Below are 14,752 nucleotides of genomic sequence, written 5' to 3'. Positions count from 1 at the left end.
GGACTTTTTGCGTTTAACGCGGGAATGTCTGCGCGAGAATCGCGGACGACAACTTATGCGAAGTTGTACAAATCCGTAATGTCTTCATTGTTCTTGTCGTACATCCAGAACTGGTTGATGTGGGCATATTCATCTTCCACGAGGGAGATCTTGATGTTATGCTTGTATTCCAGATAGTTGAACATACGGTTCAAGTCCTTGCAAAGAACATCGATGACCGGAGCGCTGACCACGAGGGTAACCTCGCGGAGACGACCCTTGGTATGGGCACGTGCAAGCCAGCGGTCAATCATACCAAGCGTCGATTCCAGTGTGGCAATACGGCCACTGCCGTTGCACACTGGGCAGCACTCGGTCTTCTCGGTCATGAGGTTCACGCGGACGCGCTTACGGGTCACTTCCATGAGACCGAACTGGCTAATCGGAGCCGGGCTAATCGGGGCCTTGTCACGGCGGATTGCCTTGCGGAATTCCTGATAAACGGCTTCGCGGTCTTCGTCCGTTTCCATATCGATGAAGTCGATGATGATAAGACCACCCACATCGCGGAGACGGAGCTGCTTTGCAATTTCATGGCAAGCATCGAGGTTTGTCTCGAGAATGATCTTGCCCTGATCCTTGCCATGAACCTTCGGACCGGTGTTCACGTCGATAGAGACGAGAGCTTCGGTCTGTTCGATGACGAGGTTGCCACCGCGCGGAAGCGGAACCTGGCGCTGCAAAGAGCGAGCGTAGTCGTTTTCAATCTTGAAGTATTCGAACAAGCTTTCGCTGGAACTCCAGAGCTTCACTTTGTCGAGCTTATCCGGAGAGAGAACCTTCAGATAATCACGGAGAGCGAAGTATTCGTCGCGGTTGTCGATGTACACGTAGTCCGTGTTGTCACCGAAGTATTCGCGAACAGTCTGTTCGATAGAATCGGATTCTTCGTAAATGCAGGTCTCGGGCGGCATGGTTTCGAAGTTGTACTTCGTCTGTTCCCACTTGCTTTCGAGTTCGCGCATCTGCTTGTTGATTTCGAATTCGGATTCGTTGAGGCCGTTAGTGCGGACAATGTAACCCACATCGCGGCCCTTAAGACGGCGGACGGCCTTCTTGAACTCGCGGCGCTTGACCGGATCGCGTTCACGCTTGGAGACGCCCACAAAATTTGTACCGGGCATGCAAACCAAGAAACGGCCAGCAAAGCTCAAGTGTGTCGTCAAACGGGCACCCTTGGTGCTAATCGGTTCCTTGACCACCTGCACCATGATTTCTTGGCCTTCCTGGAGAATTTCGTCGATCGAAATTTCCTTAGAGGCATCGCCTTCGTCATCATCGTCACCATATTCGCGGCGCAACAATTCGTTGCGGTCCATGGCGTCTTCCTGATGCAAAAAGCCAGCCTTCTCAAGACCAATGTCAATGAATGCCGCCTTGAGTGCGGGAAGCACCTTCTGAACGACACCCTTATAAATATTGCCCAGAACTCGATTAGACGAAACACCTTCAACAACCAATTCTGCGAGTTCACCATCTTCCATGATGGCGATACGCTTTTCGTACGGCGTTTTACTAATCAAGATTCCGCGCTTACACTTATTTGCCATTAAAACTCCTAAAGGGTAAAGCAAAACTTGATAGATATCCCCAAGACCAGTCCAAAAGTATGGACCGTGTCCGAGCTCCCTTTGTTTCTTGACGGAAAGTACCGCCCGCCTGCATTGCAAAGCCTGGGGACCATAAATATAACAAGTGGTTGGTGGTTAGTGGTTAATAGTTGGTAGATTTGTAGGGAGAATTAGGAATTGGAAGAAATTATATTTATCCGCGATGAAAAATTGTGCCGAAAATCAAGCAGAAGAATCTTTGGAAGCGTTCAAGAAGCGTATTCGCACGCTCTCGTACGATGAACTTTATGACGAGCTAGACGCCGCCGAAAAAGCAGAGTCCGAGGAACGCATTGCAATCGTCGAAAAACGGATTGACGAACTTGAGCCGATTGAAAAAAAGAAAAAGGAGCTCCAAGAAGAAGAGGAAAAACTCAAAAGAGCCATTGGATTGTGGCCCCTAGGTGTTGTTTTTGGTGGGGCTTATGCGGCAAAACAAATCGCTTATTTCCTGCAAAACAAGCAGTTTGGTTCATCAGACGCTCTCAAAACAATCAGTAACCTCGAAGTCTTGCCATACTTTCCTTACGTAAGCGCAGTCGTCGGCATTATTCTAGCTTATTTATGGAGCTATCTGCGCCAAAAGAACAGAACTTTCGACTTAGGCATCACCGGATTTTGTTTATCTAAAGCATCAGCAGGCTTGTTCTTGGGGAGCTATCCTGGATTTTTCATAACACCAGGAGCCACTCTTTCTCGAGTTATCGGCGGTATCGTTGCCACGTTTTCGTTAGTATTTATGTACAACATATTCACCGGAAAACATACCGGGCGTTTTTTCGATAACGCATGGCCATTGCTGTTGATAACTATTGCAGTCGAACAAATCGGCTGGCTGGGGTAACAGCGAAAAATCAGTTCAAATGCGTAGGCGGGGCGCCGGCGCTGTTGCGGATGGCGGCCTGCTTGCGTTCGACGATGGAATCCGCGATGGCGCGGACTTTTTCGGTGAGCCAAAGCCATGACTGGCTTGCAGTCTCGTAATCGGCTTCGCCAAACATTTGCACGCGATTATCACGACGAAGCGCATCGACTTGCCTGAAAGCCTTCACGTCGCCCTTGGGGTAAACGGCGAACGTGCTACCGCCATTGTAATTGAGGATGCTAAATGCCGGAACATCGCTCGGACCGTCGGCAATATACACCATGTTTTCGAAAGGCACACGACGGCTTTCGCGAGCAATGGAGGAATTCACGTCAATCGTTTCGGGATACTTGTTGCTACCCTTGTTGATTTCAAAAAGATAGCGCGTCTTGGAAGTATTATCGAGCGCCGATGCAATCTGCGAAATTTCTCGAGATGCGTCGTGAATGTCCGCGGCATCCGAGACATCTGCACTATTCAAGAATCCCGGCTGGGCCGGAGTTTCAATAAATTCGCAACCATAAATTCCATCGACAAACGGAGCAATTGCACTCCCGCGAATCGTTTCGGCAAATCCAGTGCTTACAACATAATGTTCCAAGCGGATATCGAACGCCTTGTATTTTTCGTCATCGTTGATGAGCGATTTTACCTCGCCAAAAAATTGCGGTAACCCCGGATAAAATTTGAGTTCCTTGCCAAACTCACGCAAAAGCGCATTGTTCAAGCCCTTGAAAAGCCCCGCTTTCACGTAAGTCAAGATATGGTTCAAATAGCTCGTATCGGAATTGACGGAAATTCCCTGCTTGCCATAATAGGCCTTGAGCGCATTCACCTCTTGCCAAAACTTGCCGCCATCGACATTGAAATGCCTGAAAAGCGGTTCCTGCATGTAAGAACTGATGAGGGTCTTGTCGCAATCCCACACCATAGCAATGATATTTTGTTCAAAAGGCGATTTCATATTTCCAATCGAAAAAATTTATTTCGTTATAAAATAATCTTCGGGGTTGACGGGGACACCATTTACGCGGATTTCGTAATGCAAGCCAAGACTCGACTGGAGACCACTTTTTCCAATAATTGCAATCGGGTCACCACGACGAACTTTAGCGCCAGGCTTCAAAAGTGCTTCACCAAGATGCGCGTAGAACGTCTTTACATGTTCCATGTGCTCAATCTTCATGGTCAATCCGAAACCGCGATGTTTGCGAACTTCAACGACCGTCCCGCCGCCAGTTGCGTAAACCGTATCGCCTTCTGCAGCTAGAAAATCCACACCTCTATGCGGAAGTTCCTGGTCGGTAAACGCATCGAACACCATTTCAAAACGGCTCTTGATATCATGATGATTCTTGAGCGGATGAAGCACCGGAACGCGCGCCGCAAGCGCAGAATCTCTTTCCAAAATATTCAACGTTTTGCGAAGCGTCGCTCTCATTTCAGGCAAATTCTTTTTCGGGGAGCCATCGTCTTCTGAGCCACCTTCAAGAGTGAACCCCAACCCGCCAAGTTTCATGGAACTATCGCGAACCATGCGCGTTTCTTCAATCTTCAAAATCGTCGTATCCACCACCGTTCGGATTTTCTTGATTTCATCCTTGATAACGGAATTTTGGTGATAGACGTCCATCAAGTTGCCGTTCGACAAGTTCTCCACAATCTGAAATGGCGAGAACATAATAAAGCCCAAAATTGCACAAATAGTTAGAACAACGTAAATTACAACTTTACGGACAGAGAACGTTATATCGCGCCCTTTGGTATCCTGGTTCGGATAAATGTGCACCTCAAGCTTTTTCACTAGGACCTTCGGCTTTGTTCAGTTTCTGTTCAAGTTCGGCGATCTGCTTTTTGATTTCGAAAATAGCCCCCACGGCCTCGACCGTAGACGGGTCATCCTTGATGGAATCGAGACGGCCTTCCTGAATAGCCTCGTAAACATGTTGTCCGAGCAACTGGAACTTGGCCTTGAGCTTAGACTCCACCATCGACAATTCAACACGCGAAAGTACGTTAGACGCACAGTCCTTAGCCGTATTTTTCAGCTTATTTAGAGTATTTTCATTTATCATATCATTCGACCTGCCTCTAAAATAGTAGATTTCTCGATATAAAACAACGGAGAATTTCCTATGAGTCGTAGCGATCGCAGAAGAGCAAAGCAAAACGTCAAAAAATTCGTACCAAAGAAGTCTAATGCGCTGGATAAACGAGTTATCGTGGCCCTCGCAATCATCGTCGTTGTATTTTTCGTAGGAACCATGATCATCCAGAGGGGCTAATTCATGAAGTTTACCATCCAAAAGAATGTATTGCAGGATGCCTTGCAGGCAGCGATTAGCGCCGTCCCGAACAAGTCCACCATTCAGATCCTCAACAACTTTTCACTCCGTCTCGAAGGCAACTTCCTCGAAGTGAGCGCCACCGACTTGGACCTCGGTATCAGGGTCAAGGTGGAAGTGCAGGGCGAACGTGATGGCGCAGTCGTCATCAACGCACGCAAGTTGTTCGACCAGGTGAAGAGCCTCGTGGACCCGAGCATCACGAACATTACTTTTGATGCACAGGATTACTTGGTCAAGATCCAGTGGAGCGAACGCGGTAAAGCAAGCATTATCGGTTTTGATGCAAACGACTTCCCGCCGTTCCCGGAAATCGAAAATGGCGAAACGCTCAACATCGCTGCAAGCGAACTTGCATTCCTCGCCGAAAAGACCTTATTTGCAACCTCTACCGATTCTACCCGCTTGAGCTTGAACGGCGTGTTCCTCGAAGCTAAGGACGGCAAGATTTCTATGGTTGCAACAGACGGTCACCGCTTGGGCCGCGCAGCCATCGACCAGGAAGGCGCAGAACTTTCTAACGGTGTCATTATCCCGCACAAGGCATTGCAATACATTTTGCACATGGCCAAGGGCGATTCCACTGTCGAAGTTCGCACCTCCGCAACGCACATCCTCTTTAACACCGGTTCTATCCAGGTGATTTCTAAGCTGTACGAAGGACCGTATCCGAGCTACCGCTCCGTGATCCCGACACAGTTCGAACGCACCGCACAGGCCAACACCACGGAATTCCAGAACAAGATCCGCAGCGTGATTTCTATGGCCAACGCACGCACCCGCAAGATCCGCTTGCAGTTCGACGGCAACATCCTCGAACTCAGCGCAACGGACCCGGATGTCGGCGGCGATTCTCGTGAAGCACTCGCCATCACGCACAACGGCGAAGGCAGCTTCTGCATTGGCTTCAACGGCCAGTTCCTCGCAGAAATCCTCGGCATGTGCAAGAGCGAAGAAGTCATCATGAAGATGAACAACCCGCTCGGCGCTTGCATCATCGAACCGGTTGGCGAAAACATGAACTTCTCGTTCTTGTTGATGCCGACACACCTGACGGACAACTAACCGCAGTTCGGACAAATTTAAGGGCTCTCGAGAGAGAGCCTTTTTTGTTGAAATGTTAGGGAAATGCGCGCGCTTTGGATAAAGTAATTATGTCAAGTCAAATTCGTAAACGAGTCAATAAGAAAATCACAAAAGCCATTCACGACTTCAACTTGATTGAAGACGGAGACCGCGTGCTCATCGCCGCAAGCGGTGGCAAGGATTCAAGCGTGCTGTTGATGGAGCTCGTTGCTCGACTCGGCAAATTCGGGCCCAAGTGTGAACTTGCAGCCATCCACATCCAAAGCGATTTTGCAGACAAGGCTCCCCGCGAATTTTTGCAGCGCATGGCAGAAGAATATCCGCAAGTGCCATTCTACTTTAAAGACGTCGCTGTGGAAGCCCGCCTCAAAGAAGGCCGCAAGCTCAACTGTTATTGGTGCAGCACGCAGCGCCGCACGGAACTCATCAAATTCGCAAGCGAAAACAACTTCAACAAGATTGCGCTCGGCCACCACATGGACGACATCGTTGAGACGCTTTTGATGAACATGCTGTACAAGGGCGAATTCAGCGGCATGCCACCGATGGTACCGTACGAGAAATATCCGTGCAGCATCATCCGCCCGCTTTGCTACTGCGAAGAAAGCGAAATCATCGCGTACGCCGAGGACGCGGACATTCGCAAGTTCACCTGCACCTGCGAATTCTCGAAAGCAAGCCACCGCAAAACCATCCGCGAAGAAATCAAAAGCCTAACGAAAGGAAGCTCCACGCTCAAGGCAAACTTGTTCGAAAGCATGAGAAATATCAGGATGGATTATTTGCTATAGGAATGCGCGCGCCCGACATTGTCATGCCCGCCTCCGAGCGGGCACCTCCTTTATGGCGTTACACATCTTACCGAGCGATAATCCTCTTTTGCAAACGCATTTATACTCGCCACATCACTGCTGAACGACAAGAACAAATAATACGCATTCGATTCCGGATTTTCAGAGTCTTCGGTCGCGCTCCAGAAATACGCGTAACCACCGATGCCATCAAACTTGCCACCCGTAATTGCACCGTCATCCGCCTTCGAGATTGCGCCGCGATACCCCGCCGGGAGTGCATTAAATCCGAAGTCATCGGTGCCGTTACCTTTTTTGAACCAACCATCGCGAGATTTTAAAGCCGCGCCAACTTTATTCGAAACCGCGTCAGAATTGCCATTGTGGAACTGCGCAGCATCCCCAGACGCCGCGTTCACCAAAGCCTCGAAATCAGCCTTCGTCGGGAGGCGCCAACCCTCAGGGCAAACCGTTTTCGCCTCTGCCCACGTATAAAGGCGACCCAAGCGTTTGCAATTTCGCGAGTCGCCATCCGGGCAAGCACTTGTCTCCGTTTCGTAATTCAGATTTTCCGCCATCCATGTAAGATCACCAATCTTCACAACATCATAGCTCTGCCCGTCACGCGGATCCGTGAAAGACTCGGAACAAGCCGAGAGGAGGAAAGAGAGTGTGGCGATAGCGAGAGAGGTGTGGAAAGGGATGCGCATAGGGAGAATTTAAAAAAATGTTTTTCATCATAAGAATTGCGGGGAACAGACCTATTCCTAATTTCCCAATATCCCGTTTTCTTAGAAACTATACGAACCACTTAAAATGTCAGGTTTGTATGATTTCAATATCATCGGGATTATCAAAGCCATTCAACAAAACTATACCGCAAGGCCGCAGAAGAACTTGTGTGGGGGTAAAGAAAACGAAGTCCTTACCCTCTACGCCCAACCTCTTGCTCGATTTGTCGCAATTCTTCCATGTCTGCTTTATCCGCATCAATTGCCTCTTGATTCTTGCGACGGAGAGCGAATTCGTCGTAAATCTCGGAAACATGCGATTCCATCTGCTTATTTGAAATGTGCCCCGCATCGCGTAATACATTTTTATTTTGGAAATTAAGCAGGGCATCTACATTATTGCGCCAAAAATCCAGTGTCAAGTCCCGACGTTCCTTCACGCGCAATTCCGCAGAATCCAGGAACAGCACCGTCAAACGGTTCAGCGAATCAATTTCGTCGTGAGTCAGATAATTCTTGGCAATATAAATATCCAGCTTGCGAACTACAGAAGATAGCCAAGATCATATCCAAGGAGTAAAAACGGACATTGTAATTCTTGCCATCTGCGGCAGTTGTAAAGTAACACTTTACAACTGAATTTTTGTCCAATTCCTTGTCCTGCAAGACACTAGCCACATGTTGACCTATATTTTGCTTTGAGGTGTCAAAAAGTTCGGCAATCTGGTCGTTAAATATACTTACAAGTGGATGACAAGAAATGACAAACTGATAAAAAAATCCATCAACACCCCCTCAATAGCAGCCTTCCAGTTTCTTTATTATCTCACGTTGAGCCTTCTCAGAAAGGCTATTTTTGCAGCGTATGGAATCCAACTCAAAGGAAAGGTCTTCTATCCGCCAGCACCTAGTTTCTTGGCTGTATGGGCCTTGAGGGACCGTCGACTTTTTATGATATACCTTGATTTCGGGGTTTGCCCAAACAACAATCGATTCAACGAAAGCCCGTTCCTTGTTCCGGTTGAATTCAGGATCAAGAAATATTTTTAAGGCTTTGGCGTTATTTCTCACCTGTTTAATGGGATTCAATCGATCGTCAACTTTTTCGTATCCAGTTTTTCTTTTCTCGTAGAAATCGGAGCCGGAATATTCAAAAGTCCCGGAACGGTTTTTTACCTCGATTGCGAACACGCCCCACGGCGAAACAAGGGCGATGTCGATATCTTCCTTGCGACCGTTAAAATGCAGATTCCTGAAAATATGGCAACTGCCGTCCAGCGTTTCCCTCAGGGCATCGACAACGTGGTCTTCGCCCTCGAAGCCCTTCTTGAACGATGCAATCTTGGAATCGAGATAATTGATAATCTTGTCGAGAGGCCTTATAATTACAAAATAGCCTGCAACAAGCATGAGCACCGCGCCAACGCCGATAATCACCCAGGCAAGCCAATTCAAATCGGCAAGCGACGAATAATCATATACGAAAAACGCCTTGTACGCATACCACAGCAAGTACGCAACGCAGAGCCCCAAGGCAGCGCCAATCACGAGCCCTTCCCTTATAAGGTAACGTTCCGTTTTGCGCAGCAGATACGAACTCTTTGGAGAAGTCACCAGCAGCGGGCCATTGCCGTCCAGAATCTTCTGGCGTTCAACCTGATAATGGTAACCCAGCAGAATGACGCAAGCCGAGCGAATCTGGGCACTCTGGGTTTCGCCCATGAGCGAATGCAGGCGGTTCCAATCCATGCAGCCGTTGTGCCTGTACCACAGTTCCCTAATAGTCGCCCAGCCGCCGTTATCCGCGACCTTGACAGCGACCGCCTCGTCAATATTCCTGGGGAGATTGCCGCCATCGATGTATTCGCGGATTTTGCGCTCCCTATCGACAAGGAGAACCTCGGCAGCCTTGCGGACCTGCTCGTTTTCTGCCTTGGCAGACGCCTGGCGGAGCATTTTGCAAGTCAACTTGTCTTGGTCCAAAAGTTCGCCCATGGTCTGCTGGGAACCGGGCCAAATCATGCTACGCGCGCGAGGAATTGTAAGGAACGGGGAGGACATGGGGATTTATAGTAAGGGATTCTTGTCTAAAAATACTTTCTTTCGGCAAATTTCGACGTTTTTTCATCAAAATCTCATCAAATAAATACAAGCCACCAGGACAAAAATCAAACATTTTGTCCCAAAATACTTGTATTTTGTCCCGTAATTATTTATATTACGAAATAAGGTAGGTCAAGTCCATGAAAAAGAAGAATGTTATCAATCTGATTCGCTATTACGCCGAGAAAAACGACCCCGCATTCCGCGAGGAGGCATACGAAATTGCCCGGGATTTTGACGCTAGCGGCGATTTTCAGCTTTCGGAATACATCATGGCCCTTATGTCCAGCGCGAACGCCTTTGTGCCGCAAATGCACGAAGACCAGATGACTTTTTTCCGCAAGGTCACCCCTTCGCACGATTCGCTGCCGCTCCCCACGCCCATTGAAAAGGACATTATCGGAATCATCAACGCCATCCAGCGGAACATGGGAATCAACAAGTTCCTGTTCCAGGGCGCACCCGGAACAGGCAAGACCGAATCCGTACGGCAAATCGCCCGCATTCTGGAGCGCGACCTATTCTGCGTCAATTTCGACACCATCATCGACAGCAAGCTCGGCCAGACGCAAAAGAACATTGCCGCATTGTTCGATGAACTGAACCATTTTGCGCACCCCGAAAAAATCCTCGTTCTGTTCGACGAGATAGACGCCATTGCTCTCGACAGAACCAACTCTCACGACCTTCGCGAAATGGGCCGTGCCACATCGGCCATTCTCAAGGGCTTCGACAACCTGAACGAACAAATTACCATCATCGCCACGACAAACCTTTTCAAGCATTTTGACAAGGCTCTCTCTCGCCGTTTCGATTCCATTGTCGATTTCAACAGATACACGCAAGAAGACCTGCAAGAAATCGCAGAATCCATCCTGAACAAATTCCTCGATGATTTCAAAATTGCAGGCAGAACCCCGCGCCTTTTCCGAAAGATTCTCGGCTTAAACAAGAAATTGCCTTGCCCAGCTAATCTGAGAAAAATCATTAAGGCAGACATCACATTCAGCGATGCATCTATTGAATGCGACTATCTCAAGAATATTTACAAGTCATTCGTTGGCAGCACTCCCGACGACTTACATAAATTGCAAACGCAGGGCTTTACCGTCCGCGAAATAGAAATACTCTCCGGCATATCGAAAAGTCAAGTGTCACGAATCTTGAATGGCGACGGACAAATAAAAATCGCCCCCAAGGAACACCAGAAATGCCGTTCCCAGAACGCAACCAACTTGCTCTTTCACAAGCCAAAAAAGAAAATCAACCTTGCAGAAGTGAACCGCAAGGCTGAAGAAGATGTCGTGTGGAGGTAATAAATGGCAATTAATTCATTCATCCAATTGAATTTTAATATGATTGGCATCAACAATTTGAACAATTCTACAAACAAACCCATTTAATTCACCCAATTTATTAATATAATCCTGCAAAACATAAGGATGGTGAACCACACTCGTATACGGAACAACTACTGAACGATCCCTTCTCAAAGTTAAAAACTCGTCATGAGAGACATTGATAACTAAATTGTGGGGACTAAAACGAAATTCATTATCAAAAAAAATTTCCAACTCAAAAGGATCTTTTTGCGAGAGTTCTTCATAAATTCGCATCGTTCTTTGAAAAGTAGGAAGATTAAAAAGTGTCATAAATTCTTTTGGCGCTTGTTTTTCCCAAAAAGAATCATCAAAATTCGAATCTTCATATTTGTTATTTTGGAAAAAAGACGGGCATTCACGATGAATCCTACCATCTCTTAAAGAATATACGAACATTGTTGTTTCATCATCTTTATAAAAGCACGATCCAACTACAACAAGCCAATGCCTGAAAGATGGAATATACTTTACATCCATTTTTTCATTAGACCACTTCAATTGTTGGAATACATCTTTACTCAAGAAGGAAACAAATTGATTTAATTCCGTTTCAAATCGTTTTTCAACATCATCCTGAATGTTGAAATTTTCAATAGATTGTCTTATTATTTCAAAGTCCATTTTTTACTCCTTGATTAAAATTTTAATGTTATATATACTGGGAAATGGTAGCTTCCATCAAAATCATAGTACACACCGTTAATTGGAGAATTTTTTTTTGCTAATCTAGCCCACCCACTCAACTGTTTTATAGATGTTCGTCCCAATCTATCAATAATCCCATACGAATAAATATCATTCACCATATCTGGTTTTATTAAAAATTGATCATATACAACCTTACTCACAACACTAGTATGATGAGTATCTTCTGTCGTTCCCACCGGAGTCTCATTTTTCTTTAAATACATTACGCTCCAAAAGGGATTTATGAAAATATCATAATCTCTAGGTTTTTCCTTAACAGATCGTTTCGCGGTCCACATACATTCCCCTGCGGAGCCCATACAAGAATCAAACACATTTAAATTAAAATCTCCGCCAACAATTTTTAAATTGCGCAAAGACTTTACCTTTTTTACAATCTGTGCATATTCTATTTTTGCACGATCAATCTCATCTGGAGAATTCCTCATATACATATTAGGCATATGAACATTTGCAAATGTTCCATACTTAGTCCTGACAACTAAAAAGCCTTTTCGGTATTCCGCCTTTGTAAAAAACTTTGTAATGTTTTTCGAGAACATTACAACGGTTCCATTCGGCGTACCGGATATCTGGGGAACAAAAATATTTGGAGAACCACTACCTATACTAAAATTTTTAGGAACTTCCTGCAAAAAAACAATTCTGTCATTTTTGCTATTAAGGTACTTCTCAACTGCCTGCTGCAAATACAATGATTTTGAAATATTATAGGACACTATCGTTATTTTCATCTCATTTCCTCAATTATGCACAATACACATATTTTTATCACACATATAACATTTAATAGTCATAACAATCCTTTTTTTATTTTACACTTTAAATATGAAGCGTATTTACAGTTTATTCTTTTTACAATACTCCCGTATAAGCGGAAGAATTCCATCATACCAAAACCATTGACGCTCTCCTATCAAAACACCCAATTTCTTTTGAGGATTTTTTCCATCAATCTCTTTCCAGCAGCACGCAAAATGATGATAATTAATTTTCTTGTAGCCTTCTTTTTTCATCATTTCAACAATTTGTTTAGGAAGATATTTCTTCTTTTCCTGTTCCTTAATAAGGCAATAACTTTTATTCAATCCTTCTGCTTCAGGAGAATCAGCAGAAATAAAGGATATGACTTTATCTGCCTGACCTTTATGATTTACACTTTTCCCTACAAAGAATACTCTATATGCATAATTTGGACTTTCATAAACATCTTGCGGTAATTTATCATCAAAATCTTTAATATAAGCCTCTATATTTTTAGGCAAATCCGTCATATCTTTCAATTGTTTTACTTGAGGCTCAGTCAATGATGAAAACTGTAAAGATACAGAAAGATGATTCCTTATGCTAAATCTTGTATCAAATTCTGTAGAGATAAAACGATCAAAATTAATACAGCATGCCTGAAATTTACTGCTTATGGCATCATCAATTTTTGAAGTCATTTGATGTTCTATTTCATGTCGTATTCCAATCAAAAATTTTAAGTTTTCTTTCACATCATTTTGCAAAGGGCAACGTTTTTCGTCTAGGCATCTCTCAAGTTCCCAATGCTTTACTGCACCATGCTTTGTTTTATCGTATATTTTTCTCCCTTTGGGAGATAATTTATAATAACTATAATCAATCTTTTCTTTTCTGTAATAAGCATGGAGTAAATATGTCCAAGCAATAATTGAAAGAACTATATATGTCTCTGATTTAAATTGAATGCTTGGATTATTATAAATCTGAACTGCAGAGAGCATAGCCTCACGACTCTTTTGTAATAATTCATTTTTTATGGATCCTACAGAACGATGTCTTTTTATAGTCATCTTATTTCACCTCCACTTGTCCGTTCATCAATAGCGGCAAAAGTTTATCTCGTAGTTTTATAAGGCGAGAGATTTCTTTAACCTTGTTAAATTGAACATCAAAGATGGGAGCCACCTTTTCTTCAAAAGCGGCAATCAACTTTTTCGGCGGATAAAGAATTGCAAATCGTCCCAATTCATCTTTTGAAACTTCTTTAAATGTGGTTCCGGTTCCCAGATTTTGGATTTGCGGAATATGTTGTTGAATTGTGTAATAAAGGTATTTAGAATCTGTCATATCATTAGGAACCATATTTTTGAATCCCTGATTTGTGCACAAATCACATTGAGCGATAGACAGAAGCCCTATCGGAGCTCTGCTTGACATTACAACCGTTCCCTTTGGAACCATTGTCGTGCTGCAAGAATCATAGCCGGCTTGGGTTATGTTCCTTGCACCTTGATAAACGAATTTACAATTCTGGTCAGATAAATCTTTGGGCGTTATCCAAACAATTTCACCGCCATAATTTCCTTCTTCAGTCGTAGACGGCGTTGAACCATTGAATATCTTGGTAATATCGCAAATTTGCTTTACTTCCCAACCGGCGGGGATTTCCCTTTTGAGGATTGTGTTGTAGGTCATGGGGCCGCCGGTGGTTTTGTAGGGGTGGCCGTTTTTGTCGGGGAAGTCGTATTGGACGAACCAGTAGTCGTATAGGCGTTTTGCCATTGCTTCGAGTTTCTGGTTCATCTTTTTGTTCAGAGCGATTTTGTCGTCTAATGCGGAAAGAACGGATGCGATTTTCTTTTGAATTTTTAAATCTGGCAAATAAATTTCAATATCTGCCATATGTTTTTGAGATAAAGTAGGAACAACACTTCCTGCCGTAATAGCTTTAAGAGACGATTGGAAGCACTTGCCTTTAATAATATATGACAAATAAACAGGATCCGCTTGTATTTTTTTTAGAACTACAAATTGAGGGTTTAACGTTGTAGGATGAGGCAGCTTTCTAACAAGAGCACATTTTCCTACAGAAGCCGTTTTAACAACCACAATATCGTTTTCATTTATTTTTATTTCAGGAGATTCTTCATATTTATCCCAACTTAAATATGTTGAATTTGTGAAATCAAGTTCTCCATTCACGATATTTGTCGGACTTAATGTAATAGCTCCATCTTTTGGCGATTCAACTAGATCTTGTGCAGTGTATCCGCGAAAACCTATTCTACCAAAAATCTCACAAACATCACCCAATTTGTATTTCGTCATTTCCATATTCAAACCAT

General features: G+C 44.6%; 15 protein-coding genes. 4 read left to right on the top strand and 11 right to left on the bottom strand.

Features of this window, described 5'->3' with window-relative positions; genetic code table 11:
* Positions 1–53: 53 nt before the first annotated feature.
* Entirely contained in the window at positions 54–1,589 is a 1,536-nt protein-coding gene (locus BUA34_RS14065) for an Rne/Rng family ribonuclease (protein ID WP_072830644.1), read from the bottom strand.
* 223 nt (positions 1,590–1,812) lie between these two features.
* Between BUA34_RS14065 and BUA34_RS14060 the strand changes: the two genes are divergently transcribed.
* Positions 1,813–2,493: a hypothetical protein gene (locus tag BUA34_RS14060; protein ID WP_072830642.1), complete on the top strand. Its 681-nt coding sequence runs from the start codon at positions 1,813–1,815 to the stop codon at positions 2,491–2,493.
* 10 nt (positions 2,494–2,503) lie between these two features.
* Here BUA34_RS14060 and BUA34_RS14055 read toward each other — a convergent pair whose 3' ends face one another.
* From BUA34_RS14055 to BUA34_RS14045, 3 genes are read right to left on the bottom strand one after another with little or no spacing between them, the layout of a single operon-like run.
* Positions 2,504–3,478, bottom strand: coding sequence for a haloacid dehalogenase-like hydrolase (locus BUA34_RS14055; RefSeq protein ID WP_072830640.1), 975 nt, complete (start codon positions 3,476–3,478; stop codon positions 2,504–2,506).
* A gap of 18 nt (positions 3,479–3,496) precedes the next feature.
* Complete coding sequence (locus BUA34_RS14050) at positions 3,497–4,318, bottom strand: M23 family metallopeptidase (protein ID WP_072830638.1); 822 nt, start codon at positions 4,316–4,318, stop codon at positions 3,497–3,499.
* Positions 4,305–4,589: a hypothetical protein gene (locus BUA34_RS14045; protein ID WP_072830636.1), complete on the bottom strand. Its 285-nt coding sequence runs from the start codon at positions 4,587–4,589 to the stop codon at positions 4,305–4,307. The genes BUA34_RS14050 and BUA34_RS14045 overlap by 14 nt, the downstream gene beginning before the upstream one ends.
* A 213-nt stretch (positions 4,590–4,802) precedes the next feature.
* Between BUA34_RS14045 and dnaN the strand changes: the two genes are divergently transcribed.
* Both dnaN and BUA34_RS14035 read left to right on the top strand, forming a co-directional pair.
* Complete coding sequence (gene dnaN, locus BUA34_RS14040) at positions 4,803–5,924, top strand: DNA polymerase III subunit beta (RefSeq protein ID WP_072830634.1); 1,122 nt, start codon at positions 4,803–4,805, stop codon at positions 5,922–5,924.
* 89 nt (positions 5,925–6,013) lie between these two features.
* On the top strand, positions 6,014–6,736 hold the full coding sequence (locus tag BUA34_RS14035) for a tRNA 2-thiocytidine biosynthesis TtcA family protein (RefSeq protein WP_072830632.1): 723 nt from the start codon (positions 6,014–6,016) through the stop codon (positions 6,734–6,736).
* A 50-nt stretch (positions 6,737–6,786) separates the two neighbouring features.
* Here BUA34_RS14035 and BUA34_RS14030 read toward each other — a convergent pair whose 3' ends face one another.
* The 3 genes from BUA34_RS14030 to BUA34_RS14015 all read right to left on the bottom strand — a co-directional run bounded on the left by BUA34_RS14030 (position 6,787) and on the right by BUA34_RS14015 (position 9,489).
* A complete protein-coding gene (locus BUA34_RS14030) occupies positions 6,787–7,446 on the bottom strand; it encodes a fibrobacter succinogenes major paralogous domain-containing protein (RefSeq protein ID WP_072830630.1) in 660 nt (219 codons plus the stop codon).
* 215 nt (positions 7,447–7,661) lie between these two features.
* Positions 7,662–7,976 (bottom strand): RhuM family protein, encoded by a 315-nt coding sequence (rhuM, locus tag BUA34_RS16025; protein ID WP_254794497.1) that lies wholly within the window; start codon positions 7,974–7,976, stop codon positions 7,662–7,664.
* Positions 7,977–8,262: 286 nt separating this feature from the next.
* Complete coding sequence (locus BUA34_RS14015) at positions 8,263–9,489, bottom strand: nuclease-related domain-containing protein (protein WP_175545465.1); 1,227 nt, start codon at positions 9,487–9,489, stop codon at positions 8,263–8,265.
* 221 nt (positions 9,490–9,710) lie between these two features.
* Here BUA34_RS14015 and BUA34_RS14010 point away from each other — a divergent pair, with 221 nt between their 5' ends.
* Positions 9,711–10,886, top strand: a complete 1,176-nt coding sequence (locus tag BUA34_RS14010) for an AAA family ATPase (RefSeq protein ID WP_072830624.1) — start codon at positions 9,711–9,713, stop codon at positions 10,884–10,886.
* Between the two features lie 15 nt (positions 10,887–10,901).
* On the opposite strand, the gene BUA34_RS14005 is transcribed toward BUA34_RS14010, so the two are convergent.
* The 4 genes from BUA34_RS14005 to BUA34_RS15630 all read right to left on the bottom strand — a co-directional run bounded on the left by BUA34_RS14005 (position 10,902) and on the right by BUA34_RS15630 (position 14,741).
* Positions 10,902–11,573 carry a hypothetical protein gene (locus BUA34_RS14005; protein WP_072830622.1) on the bottom strand — a complete coding sequence of 224 codons (672 nt, stop codon included), beginning with the start codon at positions 11,571–11,573 and terminating at the stop codon, positions 10,902–10,904.
* Positions 11,574–11,587: 14 nt separating this feature from the next.
* Positions 11,588–12,394, bottom strand: a complete 807-nt coding sequence (locus tag BUA34_RS14000; protein WP_072830620.1) for an exonuclease/endonuclease/phosphatase family protein — start codon at positions 12,392–12,394, stop codon at positions 11,588–11,590.
* A 105-nt stretch (positions 12,395–12,499) separates the two neighbouring features.
* Positions 12,500–13,477 (bottom strand): DUF3644 domain-containing protein, encoded by a 978-nt coding sequence (locus BUA34_RS13995; protein WP_072830618.1) that lies wholly within the window; start codon positions 13,475–13,477, stop codon positions 12,500–12,502.
* A gap of 1 nt (position 13,478) precedes the next feature.
* Positions 13,479–14,741, bottom strand: coding sequence for a restriction endonuclease subunit S (locus BUA34_RS15630; RefSeq protein ID WP_083579806.1), 1,263 nt, complete (start codon positions 14,739–14,741; stop codon positions 13,479–13,481).
* Positions 14,742–14,752 lie beyond the last annotated feature (11 nt).

The sequence above is a fragment of the Fibrobacter sp. UWB12 genome, assembly GCF_900142485.1.
Lineage (GTDB): Bacteria > Fibrobacterota > Fibrobacteria > Fibrobacterales > Fibrobacteraceae > Fibrobacter.
The sequence above is the reverse complement of the archived record's forward strand: the minus strand, read 5'-3'. Positions and strand labels throughout refer to the sequence as shown.